Origin of the sequence: Arthrobacter sp. A5 (genome assembly GCF_051131705.1) — a bacterium.
In the GTDB taxonomy this organism is placed as follows: domain Bacteria; phylum Actinomycetota; class Actinomycetes; order Actinomycetales; family Micrococcaceae; genus Arthrobacter_M.
The window spans coordinates 4,200,601-4,223,509 of record NZ_CP180316.1 but is presented as its reverse complement, the minus strand read 5'-3'; the positions used below and the strand labels follow the sequence as shown (position 1 = coordinate 4,223,509).

Here is a 22,909-nt window from a genome sequence, read left to right as displayed (position 1 = left end):
TCCTCACGCTCCGGGGGTTCCGCCGCGCAGATAGACGGTCGTGGTGTGCGTGAAGAACTCCTTGGCGGACTGGCCCTGCTCCTTAGGCCCATAGCCGCTCTTCTTGGCGCCGCCGAACGGCACATGCGGGTCCGCGCTGGCCGATTCGGAGTTCACGTGCAGAATGCCGACGTCGATCTCATCCATCGCTTCCAGGGCGCGGGTCACGTCTTGGGTGAAAAGGGCAGCCGAGAGCCCGAATTCGTTGTCGTTGGCGAGCTCGAAGGCCTCGTCCGCCGTGGCTGCCCGGCGGACGCAAAGCACCGGGCCGAACAGCTCCTCCCGCCAGGCATCCACCGGTCCGGCAGCGGCGCCGGCAGCCGGCAGCTCCACAATGGTCGGGGCAATAAAGTAGCCGGCGGCCAGCTCGCCGCCGCTGTAGGGGCGGCCGCCCGTGACCAGCGTTGCCCCCTGGGCCAGCGCCGTATCGATGCCGGTTTGGATGGATTTGCGGGCGCCGTCGTTGACCACCGGCCCCATTTGGACCGACGGATCGGCGGGATTGCCCACGATGAGCGATTCGGCCCTGCTCCGCAGCATGGCCAGGAACTCGTCCGCAACGCTGTCCGCGACAATGAGCCGGGAGGTGGCCGTGCACTTCTGGCCTGTGGACCGGAAGGCGCCGAGCATGACCTGATCGGCGGCGAGTTCCAGGTCCGCGTCGGCGAGCACCACGGCCGCGTTCTTGCCGCCCATTTCCGCTTGGACGGGAACTCCCCGGCCGGCCGCAGCACCGGCCAGCCGGCGGCCGACGCCGGTGGAGCCGGTAAAGGTCAGGCCGTCCAGGGCTGGGTGCTCCACCAACTGGTTGCCGATCGAGCCGGGGCCGATCAGCAGGTTCAGCACGCCGGCGGGCAGGCCCGCGGCGTCCAGCGCCTGCGCCAGGCGCATGGCCAACAGCGGCACGGTGCTGGCCGGCTTCCAGACCACGGTGTTGCCGTACGTCAGCGCCGGGGCGATTTTCCAGGCAGGAATGGCGATCGGGAAGTTGAACGGCGTGATCACGCCGACGACGCCGAGCGGTTTGCGGGTGACCAGGATCTTCTCGCCGCGGCGCGGCGAGGAGAAGATCTCCCCGGCCGTTCGGTCGCCGTCGTTCCCGTAATAGCGGAAGATCTGCGCGGCCCGGCGCACCTCGCCCCTGCCCTCGGCGAGCGTCTTGCCCTCTTCGCGGGCAAGTTCGAGTCCCCAGCTCTCCGCGGACTCCTCAAGGACGGCCGCCGCCCGCAGCAGGACGGCGCCACGGTCATGCGCGGGGGTGCGTGCCCACCCGCGCGCGGCCCGTGCCGCTGCACCCATGGCGGCATCGACGTCGTCCGACCCCGCCTGCAGCCCGCGCGCCACGCACTCTTCGGGCCGTGCCGGATTGAAACTGCTGGTGGCCGCACCGGTGCCATCGAGCCAGGCGCCGTCGATGTAATGCCGGAGTTGAATAACGTCGGTCATGGTCCCTCTTTCTTAGCGGAAGGCGTTCTTAGCGGAAGGCAGGGATGCCAGTGATGTGCTGGCCCAGGATCAGGGTGTGCACCTCGTCGGTTCCCTCGTAGGTGCGGACGGATTCCAGGTTGTTCGCATGGCGCAGCGGGGAGTAGTCCAGCGTGATGCCGTTGCCGCCGAGGATGGCCCGGGCGTCTCGGCAGATGGTGATGGCTTCCCGGCAATTGTTGAGTTTGCCGACGGAGATCTGGTGCTGGCTCAGCTGCCCGGCATCCTTGAGGCGCCCCAGATGCAAGGCCAGCAGGGTGCCCTTGTTGATCTCCAAGGCCATATTGACGAGTTTTTCCTGCGTGAGCTGGTACCCGGCCAGCGGTTTGTCGAACTGCAGGCGCTCCTTGGCGTACTCCAGAGCCGCGAGGTAGCTGTCCCTGGCGGCGCCCATCGCGCCCCAGATGATGCCGTAGCGGGCCTCGTTGAGGCACTCGAACGGACCGCGCAGGCCCTTGGCGTGCGGGAGCACGGCGTCGGCGGGCAGGCGGACGCCGGAGAGTTCGATGTCGCACTGGATGGACGCCCGCATGGACAGCTTGGGTTCGATGGGCGTGGCCGTGAAGCCCTGCGTCTCGGTGGGGACTACAAAGCCGCGGACGCCGTCGTCGGTCTGGGCCCAGATAAGGGCGACCTTGGCCACCGAGGCCAATCCGATCCAGCGCTTGCTGCCGTTGATGACCCAGTCCGCGTCCGGGCCGGAGCCATCACGGCGAGCGAAGGTTTTCATGGCGCCGGGGTCGGACCCGGCGGTGGGTTCCGTGAGGCCAAAGCAGCCGATCGCTTCGCCGGCGGCCATCCTGGGCAGCCATTCGTTTTTCTGCTCTTCTGAGCCGTGCTTGTAGATGGCGCTCATCGCCAGGGATCCCTGCACGCTGACGAATGTCCGCAGCCCGGAGTCACCCGCCTCCAGCTCCATGCCGGCCAGTCCGTACATGACGGCGGAACGCCCGGCGCAGCCGTAGCCCTTCAAATGCATGCCCAGCAGCCCCAGCTTGGCCATCTCGGGGACGATCTCCAGCGGGAAGACGGCATTCTCATACCAGCCGGCGATGTTGGGCTTGATTTCGGTGTCCACGAACGCACGGACGGACCGGCGGAGCTCAATTTCGTCGGCGCTGAGGAGGGAATCAATATTGATCAGATCAACTGCATCTGGCATGGTTTTTGCTTTCTGTGGGGAGGGACGGCTGAGTTGCGGGTGCGGCCGGCCGACTAAACGACGACGGCGGCAACCGGCTCGCGGTCCGCCGCCAGGATGCTTTCGGCAAGAACCTGGAGACCGTCGGCCAATAGTTCATCACCGATCACCAGCGGCGGCAACAGGCGGATGACATTGCCGTAGGTGCCGCAGACCAGCACCAGCACGCCCTGCTCATGGCATGCCGCGGCCACTGCCTTGGCAATCTCCGGCAGCGGCTCCAACGTGTTCTGGTCCGCGAATTCGACGGCCAGCATGGCACCGCGGCCGCGGACGTCGACGACGACGGCGGTGCCGGCCAGCAGGGGTTCGAGGACCGCACGGGCAGTGGTTTCAATGCGGCGGGCGTTGGCAAGCAGGGAGCCGTCCGCAAAGGCTTCGAAGACGCCCAGTGCCGCGGCGCAGGCCAGCGGGTTGCCGGCGTAGGTGCCGCCCAAGCCACCGGTGTGGACAGCGTTCATCAGCTCGGCGCGGCCGGTCACCGCACTGAGCGGCAGGCCGCCGACCAGCGCCTTGGCGGTCAGGATAAGATCCCCTACCACGCCCTCATGCTCGCTGGCGAAGAGGGCACCCGTGCGGCCCATGCCGGCCTGGATCTCATCAATCACGAAGACGATGCCGTGGCGGGTGGCGATCTCCCGCAGCCCGGTCAGGAATCCCGTCGCCGGCACGATCAACCCGCCCTCGCCCTGAATGGGTTCAATGACCATGGCGGCAAAGTTCTCCGCGCCGTGGTCGGCCAGCGTCTGCTCCACGCCGGCCAGGGCCTCGGCGGTGGCGTTTTCCGCGCCCGTCGCCCAGCGCAGCGGCGCGGCCATCGGGGCACGGTGGACATCGGAGGGGAACGGACCGAAGCTCTTCTTGTAGGGGTTTTCCTTGGCCGTCATGGCCATCGTGAGCATGGTGCGGCCGTGATAGGCGTCATCGAAAACCAAGACCTTGTCCCGCCCGGTCGCTGCACGGGAGATCTTGACGGCATTTTCCACCGCTTCCGATCCGGTGGAAAACAGGGCCGTACGCTTCTCGAAGTCACCGGGCGTGTGCTCGTTTAGCCATGTGGCCACCTCAGTGAATGACTCGTATTCGGTGACCATGAAACAGGTGTGGGTGAAGCGTTCCAGCTGCTCCGCCACGCGGGCCTGGACGTGCGGGTTCGAGGCGCCCACGCTGGTCACCGCGATGCCGGAGGCGAAGTCAATGAGGCGGTTGCCATCGACATCCGCCAGGATGCCGCCCTCTGCGCGGTCGATGAAAACGGGCAGGGTCACACCGAACCCACCGGTGACTTCCTGCAGGCGCTTGCTGTGCAGCGTCTGGGACTTGGGACCAGGAATCGAGGTCGCGAGGTGGCGGGACTGGGGAACCGGCCGTGTGGTAGGTGTCATGAATCAAAAGTAGCCATTGCCGGGACCGTTGCCATTAGGTACAACGACCATAATGTGCCGAATTTTAGATAGAATATCCAAAACGCTTTTCCAGGGTTGCGGCATCGGCGGGAATGGGGGCACCATGATCAGTCTCGCGCAGCTTTGCGGCGAGCTCGATGCGCTGCAACCAGCCGGCGGGGCGGAGGTGGCCCGCCGACAGATCTCCGGTGTGCACATATCGGAGCTTGACGATCCCACGCCGTATCTGGAAGGCGGCGAGTTGCTGCTGACCACGGGCATCCCCGTCTCGGGCAGTGCGGAAAAGGTGCTGCGCTACGTGGAGCGGCTCGTGGAACGGGACATCGCCGCGCTTGGACTCGGGCTGGGGGCCGGCATTGACGCGGTTCCTCCCGCGCTGACGTCCGCCTGCGACGACGCGGGACTGGCGCTGCTGATCATCCCCGCCGGCACACCGTTTATGACCGTCTCCAGGAACTATTGGGATCTGGTCGCCCGCGGCGGACAGGCGGATCTGGCTGCCAGCCTGGGCACGCAAACGGCGCTGGCCCGGGCCGCCACCCGGCCCGACGCCTTGATCGCCGTGGTGAAGGCGCTGGCCCAGGCGCTCGGCGGCTGGGTGGTCTATTTAACGTCACTGGATGGCGCCGAGACAATCTGGCCTGCAACCGCTCAAGGGGTTGTACCGCAGCTGCGGCTCGAAACGTCACGCCTGAACATGGCCACCACCTATTCGGCGGCGACCTTCCAGCTGCACGGCACCGATGTCGTCGAATATCCAGTCCTGGTGGGGGAGCAGATGGCTGGTTTCCTCGCGATCGGCGCCGGCCGGAAGCTGACCAAGGCCGATCGGCAGATTATCCTGACGGTGTGCGTGCTGCTCTCGCTCAAGGCGCAGCAGGACCTGGAAGTTGCCGGCACCCGTGCCACGCTCGGGGCGGCCGTGGCGAGGATGATCCTCAAGGGACATGTGGAGGCAGGTCGTGCACTTGCTGTGGATCTGCAGATGGCGCCGCCGCCGGAACAGGTACGGCTACTGGTCATCCGGCCCGGTGCCGACAAAACCGCCATGGCTGCGGACACCATGCCTGCGGAAACTGTGACTGCGGACATGTCCTACGCGGATACCGTTGCGCTGCTGGGCACGCTGCTCCAGGAAGAGCCGTGGCCCGGGCTGGCCGCCGCCGTCCGTGGTTGCAGCTTGCGCTACGCCGAGAACGGACTGGCTGTCCTGATTCTGGATGCCGAGCCGCAGCGTGGGATTCCGGCGGGTGCCGCCGTCGCCGAGTCCGGTAGTGAATCAGCCGTCGGACTTCCGGTCAGGCCCGTGCGGCCCGGGGTATCAGCCGGCCTGACTGCCGCTGCAGGAAGCGCAGGTGGAGCACTGCCGGCCGCGGTGCTCAGCCGTCCCATGTCCCTGCACCGCGCCGTGGACCATATTGCGGAACTGGCCGACGCTGCACGCCGGGTTAAGGCCGGGCAGCTGGCCGGGGCCGGCGGCACCCCGGCTGATCGGCAGGCGGAGCGCTGGGTCGCGGAACTGCGTGCCTATCCCCGGGCAGATCTGGTCGAGACCGTCCGCAGTTACCTGCGCCACCGCGGCCAATGGGAAGTCACCGCCCGCGAACTCGGGGTGCACCGGAATTCACTGCGGCACCGGATTGCAATCGCGGCGAAACTCCTCAATACCGACCTGGATGACCCGGATGTGGCGGCAAATCTGTGGCTGGCACTGCGGTGCACCGGCGGAAGCCGCGCCGGGAGCCATTCTTCGTAGCTGCGCCGGACCGCACCGCTTCGTCCGGTGGTAAGGCGGTCGGGTCATGGTGCAGGGCAGTACCTACTGTGGCGAAGCGAGCCACCCGCGGATGGCCCGATCGTCCGCGCCCAGTGCCGGCGGCGCCTGGGTGCGCGGCGGGAGCGGCGGGGTCCATGTGATGGGGTGTCGCACCTGCCGGCCGACCGTATCGCCCGCCGAATTCCTGACATCAATGGTGGGCTCCAGTCCCAGGGATGCAGCGAAGTCCAGGCCCTCGGCGATGGTCGCCACCTGCCCGGCCGGGACCCCGGCGCCGGTCAGCTTGCCCTGCCAGATTTCCGCCGGCGCGGTGCCCAGCGCCTTCTCCAGCAGTTCCACCAGTTCCAACCGGTTCGCCACGCGAGCACTGTTGGCCGCAAACCGTGGATCGGCTGCCAGCTCGTCGCATCCCAGCACCGCCGTGAGCCGGGCAAACTGACCGTCGTTGCCGCAGGCCACGGCCAGCGGACCGTCCGAGCATTGGAGCAGTTGGTAGGGCACGATCGACGGATGGTCGTTGCCCATCCGGCCGGGGATTTTATCCGCACCCAGATACGCCTGGCCCTGGTTGGCCAGTGCCCCCTGCAGGCTGGAGAGCAGATTAAGTTCAAGCCGCGCCCCGCGTCCGGTGGACCGGCGCGCGGTAAGCGCGGCGAGGATGCCGATGGCCGCGTCCTTGGCGGTGAGCACGTCGACCAGCGCGACGCCGGCCTTGACCGGGCCGCCGTCGGCCTCCCCGGTAATGCTCATCAGGCCTCCGAGGGCCTGGACGATGAAGTCGTAGCCGGGCAGCGCCGCCCCGCCGGCGCTGCCGAATCCGGTGATTGAGGCGTAAACCAGGCCCGGATTCTCCGCTGCGAGGTCCGCGTAGCCAAGCCCAAGCTTGTCCATTGTGCCCACCATGAAGTTCTCAGCAACGACGTCGGCCCTGAGCGCGAGGCTGCGCGCCAGCTTCCGGTCGGCCGGGTCGCCAAGATCAAGACAGACGGACTCCTTATTGCGGTTGACGCTTTCGAAATACGTTGCCCCCGTAGCGGAAAACGGCGGCCCCCAATGGCGGGTGTCATCCCCGGTCCCGGGCCGCTCGACCTTGATCACCCGGGCGCCCAGATCGGCCAACGTCATGGTGGCGAGTGGGCCGGCCAGGACACGGGAAAAATCGGCGACGATGATTCCGTCGAGCGGACCGGCTGACGGTTCTGCGCAATGCGCGGAGGGGAGCATTTGTGTCCTTTTTGCTGTACGGGCTGCATTTCCAAGGATGCAGGGCAGGAAGGGGCTGCCTTGTCCTTCTGTCTTGTGGCGTCCGGCTTGTCACGTCCGGTGGTTTGGAAGCTTAGCAACGGTCTTAAGGATCCTCATTGAACGTTCTATCCAGTATTGGTCAATTGGCCTACCGGCGCATTCGCTCGTTGTTGATTGGCCTGTCAGATCCACCGGTCTCAGATCCGCCTGCGGCGGATTCGCCGGACTTTGCGTCGGCTGAGGTAAACCTATGGAAGCAGATGCCGGCCCGAGAAACCGGCCGCCTGCGGCCCCCGGGGCCAGATCGGCGGTTTTCGCGCAGCTGGCCGGCGGCGGGCGGGCCGAGCAGGTGGCCCAACCGCTGACGGATGCGATCATTCTGGGTGTCCTTGCCCCGGCGCGTCTGCCCAGCGAAGCATAACTGGCGAAGCGTCTTGGTGACGCCGTGGTCACCGCGCGGGAGGGCCTGGGCGCGCTGCGCGGGGCCGAATTGGTGGAAACACGGCGCAGCCGTGAGGGCGGCAGCTTCGTCAGGGCAGCCGAGACCACCCACACCTCCCTGCTGCATGCCCGGCTCCAGCGGCTGGCCAACGTGGAGATCTCGGATCTGGCCGTCTACTTTGCCACTATTGCTGCCGGGTGCGTATAACAAGCGGCCGAACGTTCCTCCGCGCAGGCTAATGCCCGCCTGTCGGCCTGGCTCGGTGGGTGGGCCGGGGAACGCCCCGGGGCATTACCGCAGCCGAGTCCGGGGCCGTAACGGGGGAGCCCGTGCCGGGAGCCGAGTCCGGGAACGAGGATAGGGAAGAGACGAGGACGGACAGCGGGCCGGCAGCCCAGCTCGGGACGGAGAGGGGGTCCGTGCCTCAACATTGTTAGCCCTGCGGCGCATTCGATGCCATCAACGCAGGAGCCTTGCCGCGTTCAGCTTCGGTGACAGGAAGCCCGGAGGTGTCTTCAAGGCTTCTGCCTTTGGTTTCGGGCGCCCAGGCGTAGCAGGCGAGCAAACCGACGAGAGTCAAAATTGCGCCGAACATCATGGTGGTCCCTGTTCCGAGTTGCTCGAGGCTTATGGGCAGTAGATAGACGCCTGTGGCCGCCCCGATCCGGCTGATGCCGACGGAGACGCCAACGGCGGTGGCACGGATCTCGGTGGGAAACAGTTCGTTCGGGTAGATCCACTCCGTGATATTCGGACCGCCTGACGTGAATGCGTAGAAGCAGAACGCAAAAATAACGAACCAGAGGGGGCCATTCGGGAAGAGCCAAAGTGCCACCAGCGGGAGCAGCATCAAGGCAAACGGGATCACGGTCATGGGCCGGCGTCCCTTTGTTTCCACCAGTTTCATGGCCGGAAGGCAACCGACCGCGAAGAGGATGGTAATGGTCAGCTCACCGACGAGACCCAGCGGTCCGTCGGCGATGCCGAAGCCTGCCAGTATCAGTGGGCTGAACGTGAGCAGCGCGTACTGGGGGGTGATCTGCGTCAAATAGAGAGTCCCGCACATAATTGTCCGCTTGAGATAACCGCCGGAGACAATTGCCTTGAAGGCGGCCCGGCCCGTCATCTCTTCCTGCTTGTTTAAGGACGTCTGAGTCGAGAGATTGAGTTTCCTGCCGTAGACAGCTTCGACTACCTTTTCGGCCTCGGCGACGCGCCCCTTCAGGAGCAGCCAGCGCGGGGATTCCGGGATGCCCCGCCGCAGGGCCACGACGATTACGCCTAAAATCGCGCTGCTGAGCAACAACCAGCGCCAGGCGTCGTAGCCGCCGGTGGAAACCACCACCGTGGTTCCAACCACGTACGCAAAGCCCGCCCCCAGGGACCATGAGAAGGCCGCCATGCCGATCATGTAGCCGCGTTTTTTCGTCGGCGTGAACTCTGTCAACAGGGACGTTGCGATCGGATAGTCGGCACCGATGGCCAGCCCAAGGATGAAGCGCAGGATTATCAGCTGCCATCCAAGCTGGATAAACGTTGAGAGAAAGCATGCAGCGACCAGCACCGTGAGGTCGAGGGCATACATCTTTTCGCGTCCGATCCTGTCGGTCAGGTTGCCGAAGATCGTCGCGCCGAACAGAATGCCCACGAGCGAGGCCGCGCCGATGAGCCCGACTTCCACGCTGCCGAGATTGAAATCCGCCTTAATACCTATCAACGCGATCCCGATGATGCTCAAGACGTATCCGTCGAGGAACGGTCCGCCGCAACAAGCGAGCAGAAGTTTTTTATGGAATTTCGAGACGGGTGCCTCATCCATGATGGCCAGGGAATCCATAACGTCTCCTTTGACAGGTGGGGTTTGCATTATTGCGTGATGGAAATCACGGTTGATGCCTCGGTCGACATTACCCATAGGCGCCGGACCGCACTATTAGACAGTTGTATGAATTCCGCCGAATGTTCATACATGAGTAGGATCAGAGAATGAATGAGCCGCTGCGCATCCGGAGCCTGACGGACATACCAGCCCTGGGCAGCCGGGTCGTCGCGGGGGCGGGAGGCCTGGACCGCGAAGTTGTCTGGGCTCACAGCTGTGAAATGCCTGATCCCACTCAGTGGCTTGGCCCGGATGAGCTTCTCATGACCGTAGGGCTCTGTGTTCCCAGCGCTGCGGAGGAGCAGGTTTCGTTCATTGGCCGCCTCGACGATTCACGGCTGGCGGCCATCGCCATTGGCGACGAGTTGATGTCTCCGCCGCTATCTCAGGCAATGTTGGATGAGGCGGACCGCCGGGGGTTCCCCATTCTGCTGATCTCCCACAAGGTTCCTTTTGCTGCAATCGGGCGAACGGTAGCGGCCGCGAATTCCTCGATCCAGACGCAACAGATGCTGACGCTGAACAGGCTATACCGCGTTTTGATCGACCAGGTCGTCGAGCCGGAGACATTCGTCTCGAAGCTGGAGGCGGTCTTCAGTGTCAATATGTGCGTGCTCGATGCGAAAACGGGAGCCACACTCTTAGCCGGCATGCTGGTCCCGGACGAGGATCTCGTCACGCGTGTCCGTCACAGGACCGGAGTGGATGCGCCCGGCCATGCCGACCGGCTGCGAAAGGCGGCAAAAGACGAAGTGAGCGTCTGGAAGATTCCCTCTCAGCATGATGCTGTCCTAGCGATATCCGAGCAAGGCGGTGAAATGCTCGACTCTTTTACCGCCCTGCACCTGCGCGATGCGGTTGCAGTTGAGGTGGATCGTGTGATGGCCGCGAAGCTGGGGCTCATTGCACGGGGAACACAGTTGATTGCTTCGATTCTCATCGGTCAGACCGGAACCGGAACCGGAAACACGGCACAAGCGGCCAAGGATCTCGGTCTGGTCGGCATGGAATTCGCGGCGTTGGCGGTCCCGGCCGATGCAGCAGAGGAAATTCAGCTGCTACTGGTTTTGGCTGGCATAGCAAACGCCTCCGTTGAACACCACGGCCAATTTGTCTGCTGGATCAACGGACGCGACACCAAAACGGCGTGCGAACTCCTGCTTCCGCTGTGCCAAAGGATCGGAGTTTCCACCACGTTCACCGGTATCCGGGATGTCCGCGACGCGGTCCGTTCCGCTGCCTGGGCGCTGGGTTCAGTGCGCGAGGGTGAGCGCCGGGTGGCGTACTACGGCGACGTCGAGCTTTCGCTCCTGCCTCGGTCGGCGGCAGAAGCGCGTGAGGTTGTCCGGAAGGTCCTAGGATCTCTCTTTACCGAGTCGGGGGAGCGGACGCGACTGTTTGAAACTCTCCGCTGTTTCCTTGAGCACGATCGGAACTGGTCTGCGACCTCGACGGCCCTGGGAATCCATCGTCAGACATTGGTATACCGGCTTCAACGTATCGAAGCCGAGACCGGCAGAAGTCTTAAGAACACCAGAGATTTATCGGAAATGTGGATCGCATGCGCGGCGACGGATTTTCTGTGACGGCTCATGAGGACCGCCACCCGTTCGGCCAGAATCCCGCTGACCAGGCGACCCGGCGGCCGATTCCCGTCCCCCTTGGCCCGGGCCTGCCGCCGTCGATGCCCGGTGCCATACTGAAAGGGTGCCCGCACTGACCTCGATCTCCGCAACCGTCAGACAATCGCTGCGGTTGGACTTTTCCCAATCGGACCCCGTCGTGGCCGCCCGGAACGCCATGGGGGTCGCCGTCCCGCTCGTCGTTGGGGTGGTGGTCGGGAACATCGGCATCGGTGTTTTCGGCGCCGTCGGGGCCATGTTCGCCGCGTTTTCCGACCGGCCGGGCGGGTACCGGCTGCGGCTGGCGCGGATGGTCACGACGTCTGCGGCGGCCGGAATCGGCGGTGGATTAAGCATTCTTTGCGCCCCCTCCGTGCCGCTGTCGCTGCTGTTGGTTGCGGTTTTCGCCTTCATCACCGGCATGCTGCTCTCGCTCGGCGCCAATGTTTCGCAGATCGGCACCGCGGCCACCGCCGTTGCGATTGTGCTTAACCGGTTCCCGCAGACCCCCGCCAACGCGCTGGGTATTGCGGCGCTGATTGCCGCGGCAGGGCTCGTGCAGAGCCTGCTCGCCGTCGCCGGCTGGCCCCTGCACCGGCACGCGCCGGAGCGGGCGGTGCTCGCCGGTCTGTACCGGAAGCTGGCCGAGCGGGTTCGTTCGCCGCAGCCCAAACGGATGGCGCCCGGGGCCGCCGCGGTGCTGGACAAGGCCCGTGACACGATCACCGGGTTCGGCCACGGCCACGGTCCGAGCATGCAGTCCTACCGCGCGCTGCTCGACGAAGCGGAGCGGATCAGGCTTGAGGTGATGGCGCTCGCGTACTGCGTCGAGAGGTTCGAACGCGCCGGGCGCCGGCCGCAGCGCGATGCCGTGCACGAGCTGCTGCTGGCCGCGGGAACCGCGCTCGATGCAGTCGCCGAGGCACTGGGTAAGGGCCGTAAGTTCGACGACGGCGGCCTGCAGCCGGCGTCGGCAGCACTGGCCGGGATGGAGGAAGTGATGGGACGATTTCCGGATTCTCCGACCGGGCACTTTGCCCTCCTGCACGCCCGTGCCCTGGACGGCCAGCTCCGGGCATGCGGGCGGATCGTCACGCCGGGAGCGCTGGAGGGCCGGGCCGATGAGCAGGCAGCGAAGGTCGGGAATGTCCGCGTCGCGCTGCAGGCCCCGCTCGGTACGCTGCGGGCGAACCTGCACTTCAACTCCGCCATTGCCCGGCACGCCGTCCGGCTGGCCGTCCTGGTCACCGCCACAGACGGCCTGGCCCGGCTGCTGCCCGGCGGGGATCGGGGCTACTGGGTTTCGCTGATGGTGCTGCTGCTCCTGCGTCCCGACTTCGCCGCCACGCTCCAGCGCACCAGCGCCCGTCTGTTCGGCACCCTGATCGGGCTCGGCATCGGCACGGCCGCGACCTTCCTGCTTGCGCCCGCGGGCAGTTACGCGCTGATCGGACTGGTGGTGGTCTTCGTCTTCGCGGTCCGTTCCTCCGGTGCGCCGAACGCCCTGTTCATGGGGACCTGGATCGCGGCCTATCTGGTCGCCCTCCTTGACCTGGCCGGCTCGCCGGCGTCCGTCGTCGTCGTCCCGCGCCTGCTGGATACCGCGCTGGCCGGTGTTCTGGCCGTCGCGGCAATACTTGCGTGGCCCGCCTGGGAGCGCGCCTACCTGCCCACCCGGATGGCCGAATTGCTGGCTGCGTACCGCCGGTACCTTGTCGCGATCACCGATCCACAGGCCCGGAAGCCGCGGATTGACGCCGCGCGCATCGATGCGCGCCTTGCCCGCTCCAATGCCCAGGCCTCGCTGGACCGAACGCAGGCCGAGCCGGTGACGGGTCACCGGATTCTGTACATCAGCGAGGGTGTGCTGGCGCAAAGCCACCTGCTTATTCAGGCCGCCATGGTGCTCGACGCCGCGCGCATTTCGCTGCGCCAGAACGGCCGTCCCGTCGCGGAAATGCTTGACCCGCTGGCACCCTACATCGCCGGCGTGGACGGGACCCTGCTCGCCTGCGAGAACGCGGCCGCGACCGGTTCCGCGCCGCGCGGTACCCGCAGCCTGCGGAGCGCGTATGCCGAATTGGAGTTGGGGCTGCGGCAGGCTCCGGACTTTCCGCGCGACGTTCTGCCTGCCGTGCTGGATGCGGCGGACCGCATCGCCAACAGCGTCGACACGATGGCACATCTGCTGCGGGAAGGCCCGAGGTCCGTCAACGCCGTGACCGCGGCGGCGCCCGCTGCGTCGGGCACCGGGTCGGTCGAAGGGAGCACACCGTGAGTGCGGAAACCGGGCACGACGGCGGACGCCGGCTGACATGTTCCGTCCCCATGCGCTGGGGAGACATGGACGCCTACGGGCATATCAACAATGTGGAGATCATCCGGATCCTCGAGGAGGCACGTATCCACGCCTTCGGACCCCCCGCCGGTACCGGCCTGCCCGGGCTGGATGTGGAGCTGCCGGTGTTCAATAACATGCCGGAGGGGACCCAGGCGCTAGTGGCAGAACACCGCGTCAGATATCTGATGCCGCTGAATTACCGCAACATCCCGGCACGCGTCGAGGTATGGATCAGCGCCATCAACGGAGCCAGCCTGACCGTGGCCTACGCCATCCACGATCCCGTTACGGGCGCGCAGTGCGTTGCTGCGGAAACGGTGCTGGCGTTTTTCCAAACGGATACGCGGACGCTGTTGCGCGTCGACGCGGGGAAGAAGGCCTTGCTGCGGCCGTTGCTCGGGGCCTCAAACTTCCGCTAAGGTCCGGCAGCCGCGCTGTGCAGTCAGCTATCGGCCGGCCCGCATCCGGCTTCCGCCCGGTCCCAGGGGGCGGGCGCACACATCGTTGCCTTGGTAGCGTTACTGATATTGACTCTGATTCTCATTAGCCATATTCTTGAAAGCGATGGCGGCCCATCCGCGACGGCGCGCTGGTCCGGGGCTTCCGCACCGCAACGAGCCTGTCCGTCCTCCCTAAACCTCGTTCTTAGCCAGATTGGTCCCATGAACCGCAAGCTGATCGCCGTTCCGCTCCTAGCCGTCGCCACCGTGCTGACTCTTGTCGGATGCTCGTCCGCCGATGCCCAGCGAACCGCCGGCTCAGGCACCATTAAGGTGGTGGCTTCAACGGACGTCTGGGGCTCCATTGCCCAGACCATCGGCGGGGATCATGTTGCTGTCACCTCGATTATTGATGATCCGGCCAAGGACCCGCACCAGTACGAGGCAAACGCACAGAACCAGCTCGCCTTGTCCAAAGCGGACGTTATCGTGGAGAACGGCGGCGGCTACGACGATTTCGTCAACACGATGATTACCGCCGCCCGGAACGAATCGGCAGTCCGGCTCAACGCGGTGGACATCTCGGGCAGGCAGGCTTCCGCAAACGGCGCCCTGAACGAGCACGTCTGGTATGACTTCGCCACGGTGCAGAAAGTCATCGATCAAATCGAGGGCGCCTATTCAAAGGTTGACGCAAAGGATGCGGCGGTTTTCGTCGGCAATGCTGACGCTCTCAAGGGCAGGATTGCCGCGATGGAGCAGCAGGAGGCCGATCTGAAGACGAAGTACACCGGCGTCGGCGCTTCCATCACGGAGCCCGTGCCGCTGTACATGCTGGATGCAATCGGACTCGGGAACAAGACGTCCGTCGAGTTCAGCAAGGCCGTGGAAGAAGAAACGGACGTGGCGCCGAGCGTGCTGCAGGAAACACTCGCCCTCTACAGCAGCCACGCGGTGAAGCTGCTCGCCTACAACGAGCAGGCCCCCGGTGCACAGGCCGAGGCCGTACTGACGGCGGCGAAGGAAAACGGTATCGCCGTCGTTCCCGTCACCGAGACACTGCCTGAAGGTAAGGACTACGTCGGCTGGATGAGCGATACTTTGAACGCGATATCAGCGGCACTTGCCAAGTAGCAGCCGCCACGGCCGGCACGGCAGCGCCGCAACTATTGGATAATGGCCCTGTGACAATTGACATCACCGGCACGACGGCGGACGCGCCCGCCCAGGGCGGCGCCGGCGTCGTGCTCCGGCTGCGCAATGCGACGCTCGGCTTCGCCGAACGCACTCTCTGGAGCGGGCTCGACCTGGACGTAGCGGCCGGTGAATTCATCGCCGTGCTCGGAGCCAACGGCTCCGGTAAGACGAGTCTGCTGAAGGTCATCCTCGGCCAGCAGCGGCTGCTCAGCGGCGAAGCGACTTTCCTGGGCGAACCCCTTGCCCGCGGCAACCGCCGCATCGGGTACATCCCGCAGCAGAAACCGGCCGGCGAAGGTACGCCGCTGCGCGCGCGTGACCTGGTGGCACTTGGCCTGGACGGGCACCGGTGGGGATTTCCATTGCCTTCCCGCAGGCGCCGCACGGATGTCGCTGCAGTCCTCGACGTCGTCGGTGGCCGGCCGTATGCCAAGGTCCCGATCTCAACTCTTTCCGGCGGCGAACAGCAGCGCTTGCGCGTCGGCCAGGCATTGGCCGGCGGTCCCAGGCTTCTGCTGTGCGACGAGCCGCTGCTGTCCCTCGACCTCGCCCACCAACGACTCGTCAGCGAACTGATCGACCGGCACCGCCGTGAGCGTAGATTCGGTGTCCTCTTTGTCACCCATGATGTGAATCCCATCCTCGGCATGGTCGACCGCGTCCTCTATCTTGCCGGCGGCCGCTTTCGTATCGGCTCTCCCGACGAAGTGCTGCGCTCCGATGTGCTCAGTGACCTGTACGGCTCGCCCGTGGACGTTATCCGGACGCACGGCCGCATCGTCGTCGTCGGTGCACCGGACGGGCCGCATTCACATCCCGACGGACTGGACGTGCTCCACGACGCCCAACATGAACCGGACCACGGCGGCCGGCACGTCACGGAAGGCGCCACAAAACCATGATCGAAACACTGTCAGCGGCCAGTCTGCCTGCCGCCGATGCCTCGTGGTGGTCTCAACTGTTCCAGTTCGAGAACTACGGTGAACTCCTCGTACTGCTGCAAAACTCTCTCCTGGCGGGCGCAGCACTGGGAATTGTCGGCGGCCTGATTGGCGTGTTCGTCGTCGCCCGGGACATGCCCTTCGCCGTGCACGGGATCAGTGAACTCAGCTTCGCCGGCGCATCGGCGGGCCTGCTGTTCGGATTCGGAGTGGTTGAAGGATCCCTGGCCGGCTCGCTGATCGCCGCGCTGCTGATCGGCATTCTGGGGTCCCGGGCCCAGGACCGGAACTCCATCACGGCCGTGCTGATGCCCTTCGGCCTCGGTCTGGGCATCCTGAGCCTGGCGCTGTACTCGGGTCGTTCGGCCAATAAATTCGGATTGCTGACAGGGCAGATCGTTGCCATTGACGACCCGCGCCTGACATCGCTGCTCATCATCTCCGCGGTCATCCTCGTTGGTCTGGCGATCGTGTGGCGTCCGCTCATGTTTGCCAGCGTCGATGCCGACGTGGCCGCCGCCCGCGGTGTCCCGGTGCGGGTTCTGTCCATCATTTTCATGCTGCTGCTCGGCCTCGCAGTCGCCGTGTCCGTGCAGATTGTCGGGGCATTGCTCGTCCTGTCGATCCTGGTGACGCCGGCGGCAGCGGCGCTGCGGGTGTCGGCCTCACCCGTCCTTGTCCCGGTTTTGAGCGTGGCCTTCGCGGTCGTGTCGATGGTCGGCGGAATGCTTCTAGCGCTCGGTGGCTCGGTGCCGATCAGCCCGTACGTCACGACCATCTCGTTCCTCATTTACGCTGCCTGCAGGGTTGTCGCAGCGGTCCGGAAACGCAGAGGGCGCACCGGCAGGGTGGGGGAGCGTCCCGAGGCCGTTTCCGGACGCGTTGCCGCGGCTCCGGCCGGCCGGTAGTTTTCCCGGCCGGCCGCTATCTCACCTCGCTGTCCCACCAGGCCAAGTCCGGCGGTCCCGCTGATCGAGGTCCATACTCTTAGGCGCGCTCGACGAGGATCCCGTCCGGATCACAATAGACCATGGCCCCGGGCCGGATGGTGACGGAGCCGAGCTGCACAACAATGTCCGCCTCACCGGTCCCGTCCTTGCTGCTCTTGCGTGGATTGGTGCCAAGAGCCTTCACGCCCAGCGGCATCGTGGCAAGGGCTTCACTGTCGCGGACCGGTCCGTTGATGACGACGCCGGCCCAGCCGTTGTCCACGGCGAGCCGGGCGATCATATCTCCCATCAGGGCGGACTCAAGCGAGCCGCCGCCGTCCAAGATCATCACGGCGCCGTGCCCGGGGGTGGAGACAATCGATTTGAACAGCGCATTGTCACCGTGGCAGCGGACGGTCCTGGCGGGACCGCTGAAGGCCTTGACCGCGCCGAAGTCACGGAACTGAATGGGCACGGACTGGAGCTCCTCGCCCCGCTCGTCATAGAGATCGGCTGTGGCAATGGTCATCTGGGTCCTCCCGGCGCGCGTGGATATGGTGCGCCCAGCTTATCTGCCGGATCCCGGCCCGACCGCCCGCGCGGTCTGCGGGGATCGCCCGGCACGCCATCCGGCTGGCCGTCCTCGTTACGGGGACCGACGCGCTGGCCCGGCTGCTGCCCGGCGGCGACCGCGCCTACTGGATTCCGCTGATGGTGTCCGCCCAAATCCGCTGCCCCAGGGGTGGCTGGCTCGCCGAAAGCGGGGCGGCCCCGCGAAAACGGTGCCGGGCAGCACCGTCTTCATGGGGGAGCCCCGTCCTCGATGGTCCGCCGCGGGTGAGCCCCGTTCTCGGCGAGGGAGTCGCTTGTCCCGCCGGGATCAGCTCTGCAGGAAATCGCGCAGCGACATCGGCGCCGTCCCCGTCAGGTCCCGCACCGCCGTCGTCGGCCCGGACAGCTCCCCGGCGGCCATCGCCGAATACGTACTGACCCACGCATCCATCTGCCACCGCGGCGCACCGTAGCCGGCACGGGAGGCATACGCCTCCTCCGTGGTTTCGTTGTGGAAGGTGACGCGGCGGCCGGTTTCCTGGGAGATGATCTCCGCAGCCTGCGCCAGCGTGAGTTCCTCCGGTCCGGTCAGATCATGGGTGGACCCGGCGTGAGCGGCAGGCGCCCGAAGAACCTCGGCGGCGACCCGGGCAATGTCCGACCGCGTCACGGCCGCAACCCTGCCGTCGCCCGCCGGTCCTCGGATTACGCCGTCGTCCCCGGTCAGCTCGGGCAGGAAGTCCAGGTAGAAGTTATCCCGCAGCAGCGTGTACGCCATGCCGGACACTTTGAGGTATTCCTCCGTTGCCCAAATGATCGCGGGCCAGCGTGAACGTGGCCTCCGGCGCCGCGCCGAAAAATGAGGTGTAGACAATGTGTTCCACTCCGGCCGCCACGGCGGCATCGATGAACGAATAATGCTGCTGCTGGCGATCCTGCGCCTCGGCCGCGGAGACCATGAAAAGCACCTTCACCCCGCCCAAGGCCGCCGCGGCAACGGCGGCGTCCGCATAGTCCACCGGCACGGCCACCGCGCCGGGCAGTTCCGGGGCACGGTTCACATCGCGCACCAGCAGACGCAGCGGCACGTCCGCCGCGGCGAGCCGCCGGGCCAGAAGACCACCAAGATGCCCGGTCGATCCGGTGATGGCCAATTCGGGGAGAGCCATCATAACGGGACCTTTCATCTCATGCGCGGTATCTGTTGGGTAGATCTCTGTTGGTCGGAATCGTACGTCGGGATTGCCTCGGCGCCCTTGTGCTGGGTGCGGCTGCTCCGTCGTCGCACCTTCAATAACAGCACATGGCTACGATGCACTCTCAGATGTGACTTAATGTAGGGACGTGTTATGGGATTGCACAGCCGAACGAAGGAGCAGCAAAATGGCGGGGATCATCGTTGTCGGAGTCGATGGAAGCGAGACGGCTATGAAGGCCGCACGCGGTGCGGTGCGGTTGGCCACAGCCCTGGAGTCAAGCCTTCGGGTGGTGACCGCCTATGAGGGCGACAGGACGGAAGTTGTTGAGATCGGCAGTGACCGCTGGGTGGTGTCCGACGCGGATGATGCGGAAAAGGTGGCGCAGCTTGTCGTCACCCAACTCGGTACAACAAGCGTGGAGATCAGCTACGCGGCCGTCCGGGGTAAGCCGCACGAGGTCCTCATCTCGGAGGCCGAGCGGGTCGGGGCGTCGATGATTGTTGTCGGAAGCGTGCGGATGCAGGGCATGGGCCGGCTCCTCGGAAGCGTGGCCAACACCGTGGCTCACCACGCGCCTTGCGATGTGTTCATCGTCAAGACCGACTAGCTGCTAAGAGCGACGATGCTGGGACGGACCTACCGTCCCAGCATCGGCAATCGTGGCCGGGCAGGTACCGTCTAGTGCCCGGCGGCGGAGTCGAGCACCGTCACGGCCTCCGTCGTCGGCCGTGGGTCGGCGATTCCCTGCACCGACTGATCCGTCCCCCCACCATGCTGGTGCCACTCAGCCCACTGCCGGAGCACGGCGTCGGTCAGCTTCAGACTGGCCCACTGGAGCCCCCTCGCTGCCAATGCGAGCAGCAGGCAGCCAAGGAAGGCGACGCCAATAATTGCGAACATCGCTGCGGCAATCAGTAGGGTTCCGGAATAGACGAGCAAGTCGTTGACTGTCAGATACTGGTCCATAAAAGCTCCCCAAGAGCGTCGTGCGGGTGGACGGCCATCCGCGGCGTGGCCACATGTCGTGGCGGCAAAATTTGGTGCAGGATTTGGACCTTACGCGTAATCCTCGGGAGCGGACACCCCCACACGCCAGGTCGTGCAGAATGAGACCAATTCGACATAAAGATTACGGAGCGGCCTCGAACACGGCCATTGCCACCGCCGGTTCGGAACACCAGGCCGTGTCGGAAATGCCGCCGCTCCGCGGCACCCGGTCGTGCTGGATAGACACAAGGATAGCTTCCTGCTGCGGCCATGCGGCCATGCGGCCATGCGGCCATGCGGACGCGGCGCGCTGCGACCGTGGCACCTGAGGCAGGCGTCGGCGGCGCCCGCCTAAAATTTTGCCTACACGCCGTCGATAATGCTCTGCACCAAGGCGCCGTACTGACGGATCAGTTCCTCGCTATCTGACTCGTCCGGTGCCAGGACGCTGAGAGTCCGTACGCCCGCGCCCAGACCAAGCAGCGCGCAGATGACCAGCTTCGCGCGCCGAAAATCCGGTGACCGGTCGCCGATCCGCTCGGCAATCCTGCTGACGTACCTGGTCCTGAAGGTCGTCCGAGCAACGTCCGGATCCGGCGCATCGTGGATCAGAATCGGCACCATGGCCCACGGCTCGGCCTCTCCACGGTCCCGACGGGCAACAATCCGGCGCACCAGCTGGTGCCCCACCGGTTCATCGCTGCCCGCGTCGTCCAGATTAGGAGCCGACGGAGCCGAAGCGGTGTACAGCTCGGCTTTACTGCCCATCACCTTCATTACCATCGCGGGGGAAAAGCCCGCACGGGCGGCAACGTCTTTGATGGTCACGGCGTTGTAACCGCGCTCGCCAAAGAGTTCACGGCCGGCATCGACTATGGCAGTGCGCGTGGCGTTGTCCGTCATTGTGCCACCGCCGCCGAGTCGGACGCCCGTGCCATATCGCCCCCGGCAGCGTCAAAGTCGACGACGGCGGATTGGCTCGCGACCACGATCTGCCTGGCCTGGGCAGCACGTCCCTGCGGATCAAGGGTAGTCAGGATGTATCGTCCCGTGGCTGGCAGAGGCAATTCATACCGCCCGTCCTTGGTATGCGTGGAGGCCACAAACTCACCTGTCGGTTTCGTGAGCGTCACCAGGGCTTCGTTCTGCAGGCCACCCCCACCGCCCGCACTGTCCGCATAGTATACACTATCCGGACTCTCTTCACCTTCTAAACCGGCTGCTCGGTCCACCGTTCCGGAGAGGGTGAGCCGCTGCACGAGACTGATCTGCTGCCAGCTGTCCGGATCCGTGAACTCCAGGACCTGGGAATGCGGGGCCCAGCCGTCCGCACTGGACACCACGAGATAACGACCCGGGCCGGGCAGCACCACAGAATAAACGCCCTCGTTATTGGCCCGGCTCCAATCCACCGGCTCACCAGCTGTGCTCAGAACATTGACCACCGCGTTGCGGATCGGCCGGCGGTCGGCACGGACCACCGTGCCGCTTACCACAATCTCCACCTCGCCGTCGTCGGCTGTTTCATTCAGGGCCGTAACAGCCCCGACCATAGCCGGAGCCTTGCTGCGCACGGCTGTCTTCTCAGGCCGATCTGAGGACGCGGCCGCGGCAGGCACCCGTGCCGGGAAGACGCCTACAGGAACGGCAGAGGCGCCTCCCTCGGCGGCCTTGCCCGGCACCGCACCGGCGACCCGGTCAGCAGTTGCTTTGGACAGCGGCGCCAGGAATTTCGGAATGAACACCGTTACGCCTACAGAGAGCAGAGCAGCGACCGCGGCGAACCAGAAGATGAACTTGAATGCGTCCAGCGTCGGCAACGACATCCCGTTATGGTCCATGACCACCGAGGTGAGGATTGCGGCCACCGTGGCAGACGCCGTCGAGGTTCCCACCGCGCGCAAAAGCGAGTTAAGACCGTTGGCCGAGGCGGTTTCCGTAATCGGCACCGAGCGCATGATCAACGTCGGCATCGCAGCGTAGGCAATTGCTGTACCCATACTGACCACGATGGCGCCAACAATGATCATCCAGACCTCGCGGGTCAGGAAAACCCGGGCAACGTAGGCCACAGCAAGAACCAGCGCGCCGACAATTAGCGTGGTCTTGGCACCGAACCGCTTGGTGATCATCGCGGAAATTGGGGCCAGCGCCACCATGGCCAATCCGGACGGCACCATGCAGAGCCCGGCGATGACGACGCTCAGCTCGAAGCCATAACCGGAGACTTTGGGCATCTGCAGCTGCTGCGTGGTGGAGAGCATATTCGCGTACATCGAAAATCCCACCAGAATCGAGGCGATATTGGTCAGCAGCACCGGACGACGCGCGGACGTGCGCAGATCCAGCATCGGCTGGCTGACCCGTAGCTCGAACGGGAACCAGATGGCCAATACCACTGCGGTGGTGATGAACAGCAGGATGACCGGCTCGCTGTTCCAGCCCCAGCTGCCGCCCTTCGAAATGGCCAGCAACAGCGTGGTCAGGGCAACGGAAAGCATCGCGGCACCCAGGAAATCGAACCTCCCGCGCGTCCGCAGCTCGGATTCCGGCACCACCGCGAGCACCGCAGCGATCAGCGCGAGGCCGACCGCGGCCGACAGCCAGAAAATGGCCTGCCAGCCCAACGCCTCATAAATGATGCCCGAGAGCGGCAGGCCCAGTGCGCTGCCGATGCCCAGCGTCGCGCTCATCAGCGCGACAGCCGAGGCCACCTTTTCCTTGGGCAGCTCATCTCGCATAATGCTGATGCCCACCGGGATCAGCGAAGCGGCGAACCCCTGGAAAGCCCGGCCCACCACCAACGTGACGAAATTGCCGCCCAGGGCCGCGATGACGGAGCCGATCACCATCAGGATCATGGCAACGAGCATCATCCTGCGCTTCCCGAACATGTCCGCCAGCCGGGACACTATAGGAGTCGCCACGGCGCTGGTCAGCAGCGTGACGGTAACCAGCCAGGAGACATCGTCCGGGCTGGTGTTCAGGATTTTGGGGAAGTCCGGCAGCAGCGGAATCACCATGGTCTGCTGCAGTGACACCACCGTGCCTGACAGACAAAGGATAGCGATTACCAAACCGGTGGGTCTGCGGGCAGTGGTCTTCGTGGAGTGCGAGGGCAAGGGCAAGGGCAAGCCTTTCGAAAGGACCTGGTGAACGCTGATTCACCTTCCAGTGAACACCTGTTCACCTGCCGCTGGCAACAATCCGGGCTGGACGTGCCTCAT

19 protein-coding genes and 1 pseudogene are annotated in these 22,909 nt (G+C 65.4%); 10 read left to right on the top strand and 10 right to left on the bottom strand.

Translation table 11 applies throughout. The features are described from left to right. Window positions 1-3: 3 nt before the first annotated feature. From ACLLJI_RS20085 to gabT, 3 genes are read right to left on the bottom strand one after another with little or no spacing between them, the layout of a single operon-like run. The gene (locus ACLLJI_RS20085) at window positions 4-1,485 is read right to left on the bottom strand and encodes an aldehyde dehydrogenase family protein (RefSeq protein WP_434616134.1); all 1,482 of its coding nucleotides are present in this window, start codon (window positions 1,483-1,485) and stop codon (window positions 4-6) included. 28 nt (window positions 1,486-1,513) lie between these two features. Next, window positions 1,514-2,686: an acyl-CoA dehydrogenase family protein gene (locus tag ACLLJI_RS20080; protein WP_434616131.1), complete on the bottom strand. Its 1,173-nt coding sequence runs from the start codon at window positions 2,684-2,686 to the stop codon at window positions 1,514-1,516. A 53-nt stretch (window positions 2,687-2,739) separates the two neighbouring features. After that, window positions 2,740-4,110, bottom strand: a complete 1,371-nt coding sequence (gabT, locus tag ACLLJI_RS20075) for a 4-aminobutyrate--2-oxoglutarate transaminase (RefSeq protein WP_434616128.1) — start codon at window positions 4,108-4,110, stop codon at window positions 2,740-2,742. 124 nt (window positions 4,111-4,234) lie between these two features. Between gabT and ACLLJI_RS20070 the strand changes: the two genes are divergently transcribed. Further along, window positions 4,235-5,887, top strand: a complete 1,653-nt coding sequence (locus ACLLJI_RS20070) for a PucR family transcriptional regulator (RefSeq protein ID WP_434616125.1) — start codon at window positions 4,235-4,237, stop codon at window positions 5,885-5,887. Window positions 5,888-5,950: 63 nt separating this feature from the next. Here ACLLJI_RS20070 and ACLLJI_RS20065 read toward each other — a convergent pair whose 3' ends face one another. Beyond that, window positions 5,951-7,132: a CaiB/BaiF CoA transferase family protein gene (locus ACLLJI_RS20065; protein ID WP_434616122.1), complete on the bottom strand. Its 1,182-nt coding sequence runs from the start codon at window positions 7,130-7,132 to the stop codon at window positions 5,951-5,953. Window positions 7,133-7,403: 271 nt separating this feature from the next. Here ACLLJI_RS20065 and ACLLJI_RS20060 point away from each other — a divergent pair, with 271 nt between their 5' ends. Both ACLLJI_RS20060 and ACLLJI_RS20055 read left to right on the top strand, forming a co-directional pair. Further along, a complete protein-coding gene (locus ACLLJI_RS20060) occupies window positions 7,404-7,574 on the top strand; it encodes a hypothetical protein (protein WP_434616119.1) in 171 nt (56 codons plus the stop codon). Window positions 7,575-7,598: 24 nt separating this feature from the next. Next, window positions 7,599-7,802 (top strand): hypothetical protein, encoded by a 204-nt coding sequence (locus ACLLJI_RS20055; protein WP_434616116.1) that lies wholly within the window; start codon window positions 7,599-7,601, stop codon window positions 7,800-7,802. A 226-nt stretch (window positions 7,803-8,028) separates the two neighbouring features. Here the strand turns inward: ACLLJI_RS20055 and ACLLJI_RS20050 are convergent, their stop codons facing one another. Then, the gene (locus ACLLJI_RS20050; protein ID WP_434616113.1) at window positions 8,029-9,432 is read right to left on the bottom strand and encodes an MFS transporter; all 1,404 of its coding nucleotides are present in this window, start codon (window positions 9,430-9,432) and stop codon (window positions 8,029-8,031) included. Window positions 9,433-9,581: 149 nt separating this feature from the next. Between ACLLJI_RS20050 and ACLLJI_RS20045 the strand changes: the two genes are divergently transcribed. From ACLLJI_RS20045 to ACLLJI_RS20020, 6 genes are all read left to right on the top strand, one after another. After that, window positions 9,582-11,060, top strand: coding sequence for a PucR family transcriptional regulator (locus tag ACLLJI_RS20045; RefSeq protein ID WP_434616110.1), 1,479 nt, complete (start codon window positions 9,582-9,584; stop codon window positions 11,058-11,060). 121 nt (window positions 11,061-11,181) lie between these two features. After that, window positions 11,182-13,374, top strand: a complete 2,193-nt coding sequence (locus ACLLJI_RS20040) for an FUSC family protein (RefSeq protein WP_434616108.1) — start codon at window positions 11,182-11,184, stop codon at window positions 13,372-13,374. Further along, window positions 13,371-13,856 (top strand): acyl-CoA thioesterase, encoded by a 486-nt coding sequence (locus ACLLJI_RS20035; RefSeq protein ID WP_434616105.1) that lies wholly within the window; start codon window positions 13,371-13,373, stop codon window positions 13,854-13,856. Before ACLLJI_RS20040 ends, ACLLJI_RS20035 begins: the two co-directional genes overlap by 4 nt. A gap of 243 nt (window positions 13,857-14,099) precedes the next feature. Continuing rightward, window positions 14,100-15,011, top strand: a complete 912-nt coding sequence (locus tag ACLLJI_RS20030; protein WP_434616102.1) for a metal ABC transporter solute-binding protein, Zn/Mn family — start codon at window positions 14,100-14,102, stop codon at window positions 15,009-15,011. 50 nt (window positions 15,012-15,061) lie between these two features. After that, window positions 15,062-15,976 (top strand): metal ABC transporter ATP-binding protein, encoded by a 915-nt coding sequence (locus ACLLJI_RS20025; protein WP_434616099.1) that lies wholly within the window; start codon window positions 15,062-15,064, stop codon window positions 15,974-15,976. Then, a complete protein-coding gene (locus tag ACLLJI_RS20020; RefSeq protein WP_434616096.1) occupies window positions 15,973-16,923 on the top strand; it encodes a metal ABC transporter permease in 951 nt (316 codons plus the stop codon). The genes ACLLJI_RS20025 and ACLLJI_RS20020 overlap by 4 nt, the downstream gene beginning before the upstream one ends. Window positions 16,924-17,002: 79 nt before the next feature. Here the strand turns inward: ACLLJI_RS20020 and rraA are convergent, their stop codons facing one another. Both rraA and ACLLJI_RS20010 read right to left on the bottom strand, forming a co-directional pair. Further along, window positions 17,003-17,473, bottom strand: coding sequence for a ribonuclease E activity regulator RraA (rraA, locus tag ACLLJI_RS20015; protein WP_283560118.1), 471 nt, complete (start codon window positions 17,471-17,473; stop codon window positions 17,003-17,005). Between the two features lie 351 nt (window positions 17,474-17,824). Beyond that, window positions 17,825-18,668 (bottom strand): annotated as a pseudogene (locus ACLLJI_RS20010) (SDR family oxidoreductase). Window positions 18,669-18,879: 211 nt separating this feature from the next. On the opposite strand from ACLLJI_RS20010, the gene ACLLJI_RS20005 reads away from it, so the two are divergent. Then, complete coding sequence (locus tag ACLLJI_RS20005) at window positions 18,880-19,302, top strand: universal stress protein (RefSeq protein ID WP_434616092.1); 423 nt, start codon at window positions 18,880-18,882, stop codon at window positions 19,300-19,302. A gap of 71 nt (window positions 19,303-19,373) precedes the next feature. On the opposite strand, the gene ACLLJI_RS20000 is transcribed toward ACLLJI_RS20005, so the two are convergent. From ACLLJI_RS20000 to ACLLJI_RS19990, 3 genes are all read right to left on the bottom strand, one after another. After that, window positions 19,374-19,661: a hypothetical protein gene (locus ACLLJI_RS20000; RefSeq protein ID WP_434616090.1), complete on the bottom strand. Its 288-nt coding sequence runs from the start codon at window positions 19,659-19,661 to the stop codon at window positions 19,374-19,376. Window positions 19,662-20,045: 384 nt separating this feature from the next. Next, on the bottom strand, window positions 20,046-20,585 hold the full coding sequence (locus ACLLJI_RS19995) for a TetR family transcriptional regulator (RefSeq protein ID WP_434616087.1): 540 nt from the start codon (window positions 20,583-20,585) through the stop codon (window positions 20,046-20,048). Further along, window positions 20,582-22,759 (bottom strand): MFS transporter, encoded by a 2,178-nt coding sequence (locus ACLLJI_RS19990; protein WP_434621699.1) that lies wholly within the window; start codon window positions 22,757-22,759, stop codon window positions 20,582-20,584. Before ACLLJI_RS19990 ends, ACLLJI_RS19995 begins: the two co-directional genes overlap by 4 nt. Between the last annotated feature and the right edge of the window lie 150 nt (window positions 22,760-22,909).

Coding starts and splice junctions, on each gene's coding strand:
- ACLLJI_RS20085 (WP_434616134.1), bottom strand. CDS start 1,485: ATGACCGACGTTATTCAACTCCGGCATTACATCGACGGCGCCTGGCTC.
- ACLLJI_RS20080 (WP_434616131.1), bottom strand. CDS start 2,686: ATGCCAGATGCAGTTGATCTGATCAATATTGATTCCCTCCTCAGCGCC.
- gabT (WP_434616128.1), bottom strand. CDS start 4,110: ATGACACCTACCACACGGCCGGTTCCCCAGTCCCGCCACCTCGCGACC.
- ACLLJI_RS20070 (WP_434616125.1), top strand. CDS start 4,235: ATGATCAGTCTCGCGCAGCTTTGCGGCGAGCTCGATGCGCTGCAACCA.
- ACLLJI_RS20065 (WP_434616122.1), bottom strand. CDS start 7,132: ATGCTCCCCTCCGCGCATTGCGCAGAACCGTCAGCCGGTCCGCTCGAC.
- ACLLJI_RS20060 (WP_434616119.1), top strand. CDS start 7,404: ATGGAAGCAGATGCCGGCCCGAGAAACCGGCCGCCTGCGGCCCCCGGG.
- ACLLJI_RS20050 (WP_434616113.1), bottom strand. CDS start 9,432: ATGGATTCCCTGGCCATCATGGATGAGGCACCCGTCTCGAAATTCCAT.
- ACLLJI_RS20045 (WP_434616110.1), top strand. CDS start 9,582: ATGAATGAGCCGCTGCGCATCCGGAGCCTGACGGACATACCAGCCCTG.
- ACLLJI_RS20030 (WP_434616102.1), top strand. CDS start 14,100: ATGAACCGCAAGCTGATCGCCGTTCCGCTCCTAGCCGTCGCCACCGTG.
- ACLLJI_RS20020 (WP_434616096.1), top strand. CDS start 15,973: ATGATCGAAACACTGTCAGCGGCCAGTCTGCCTGCCGCCGATGCCTCG.
- rraA (WP_283560118.1), bottom strand. CDS start 17,473: ATGACCATTGCCACAGCCGATCTCTATGACGAGCGGGGCGAGGAGCTC.
- ACLLJI_RS20005 (WP_434616092.1), top strand. CDS start 18,880: ATGGCGGGGATCATCGTTGTCGGAGTCGATGGAAGCGAGACGGCTATG.
- ACLLJI_RS20000 (WP_434616090.1), bottom strand. CDS start 19,661: ATGGACCAGTATCTGACAGTCAACGACTTGCTCGTCTATTCCGGAACC.
- ACLLJI_RS19995 (WP_434616087.1), bottom strand. CDS start 20,585: ATGACGGACAACGCCACGCGCACTGCCATAGTCGATGCCGGCCGTGAA.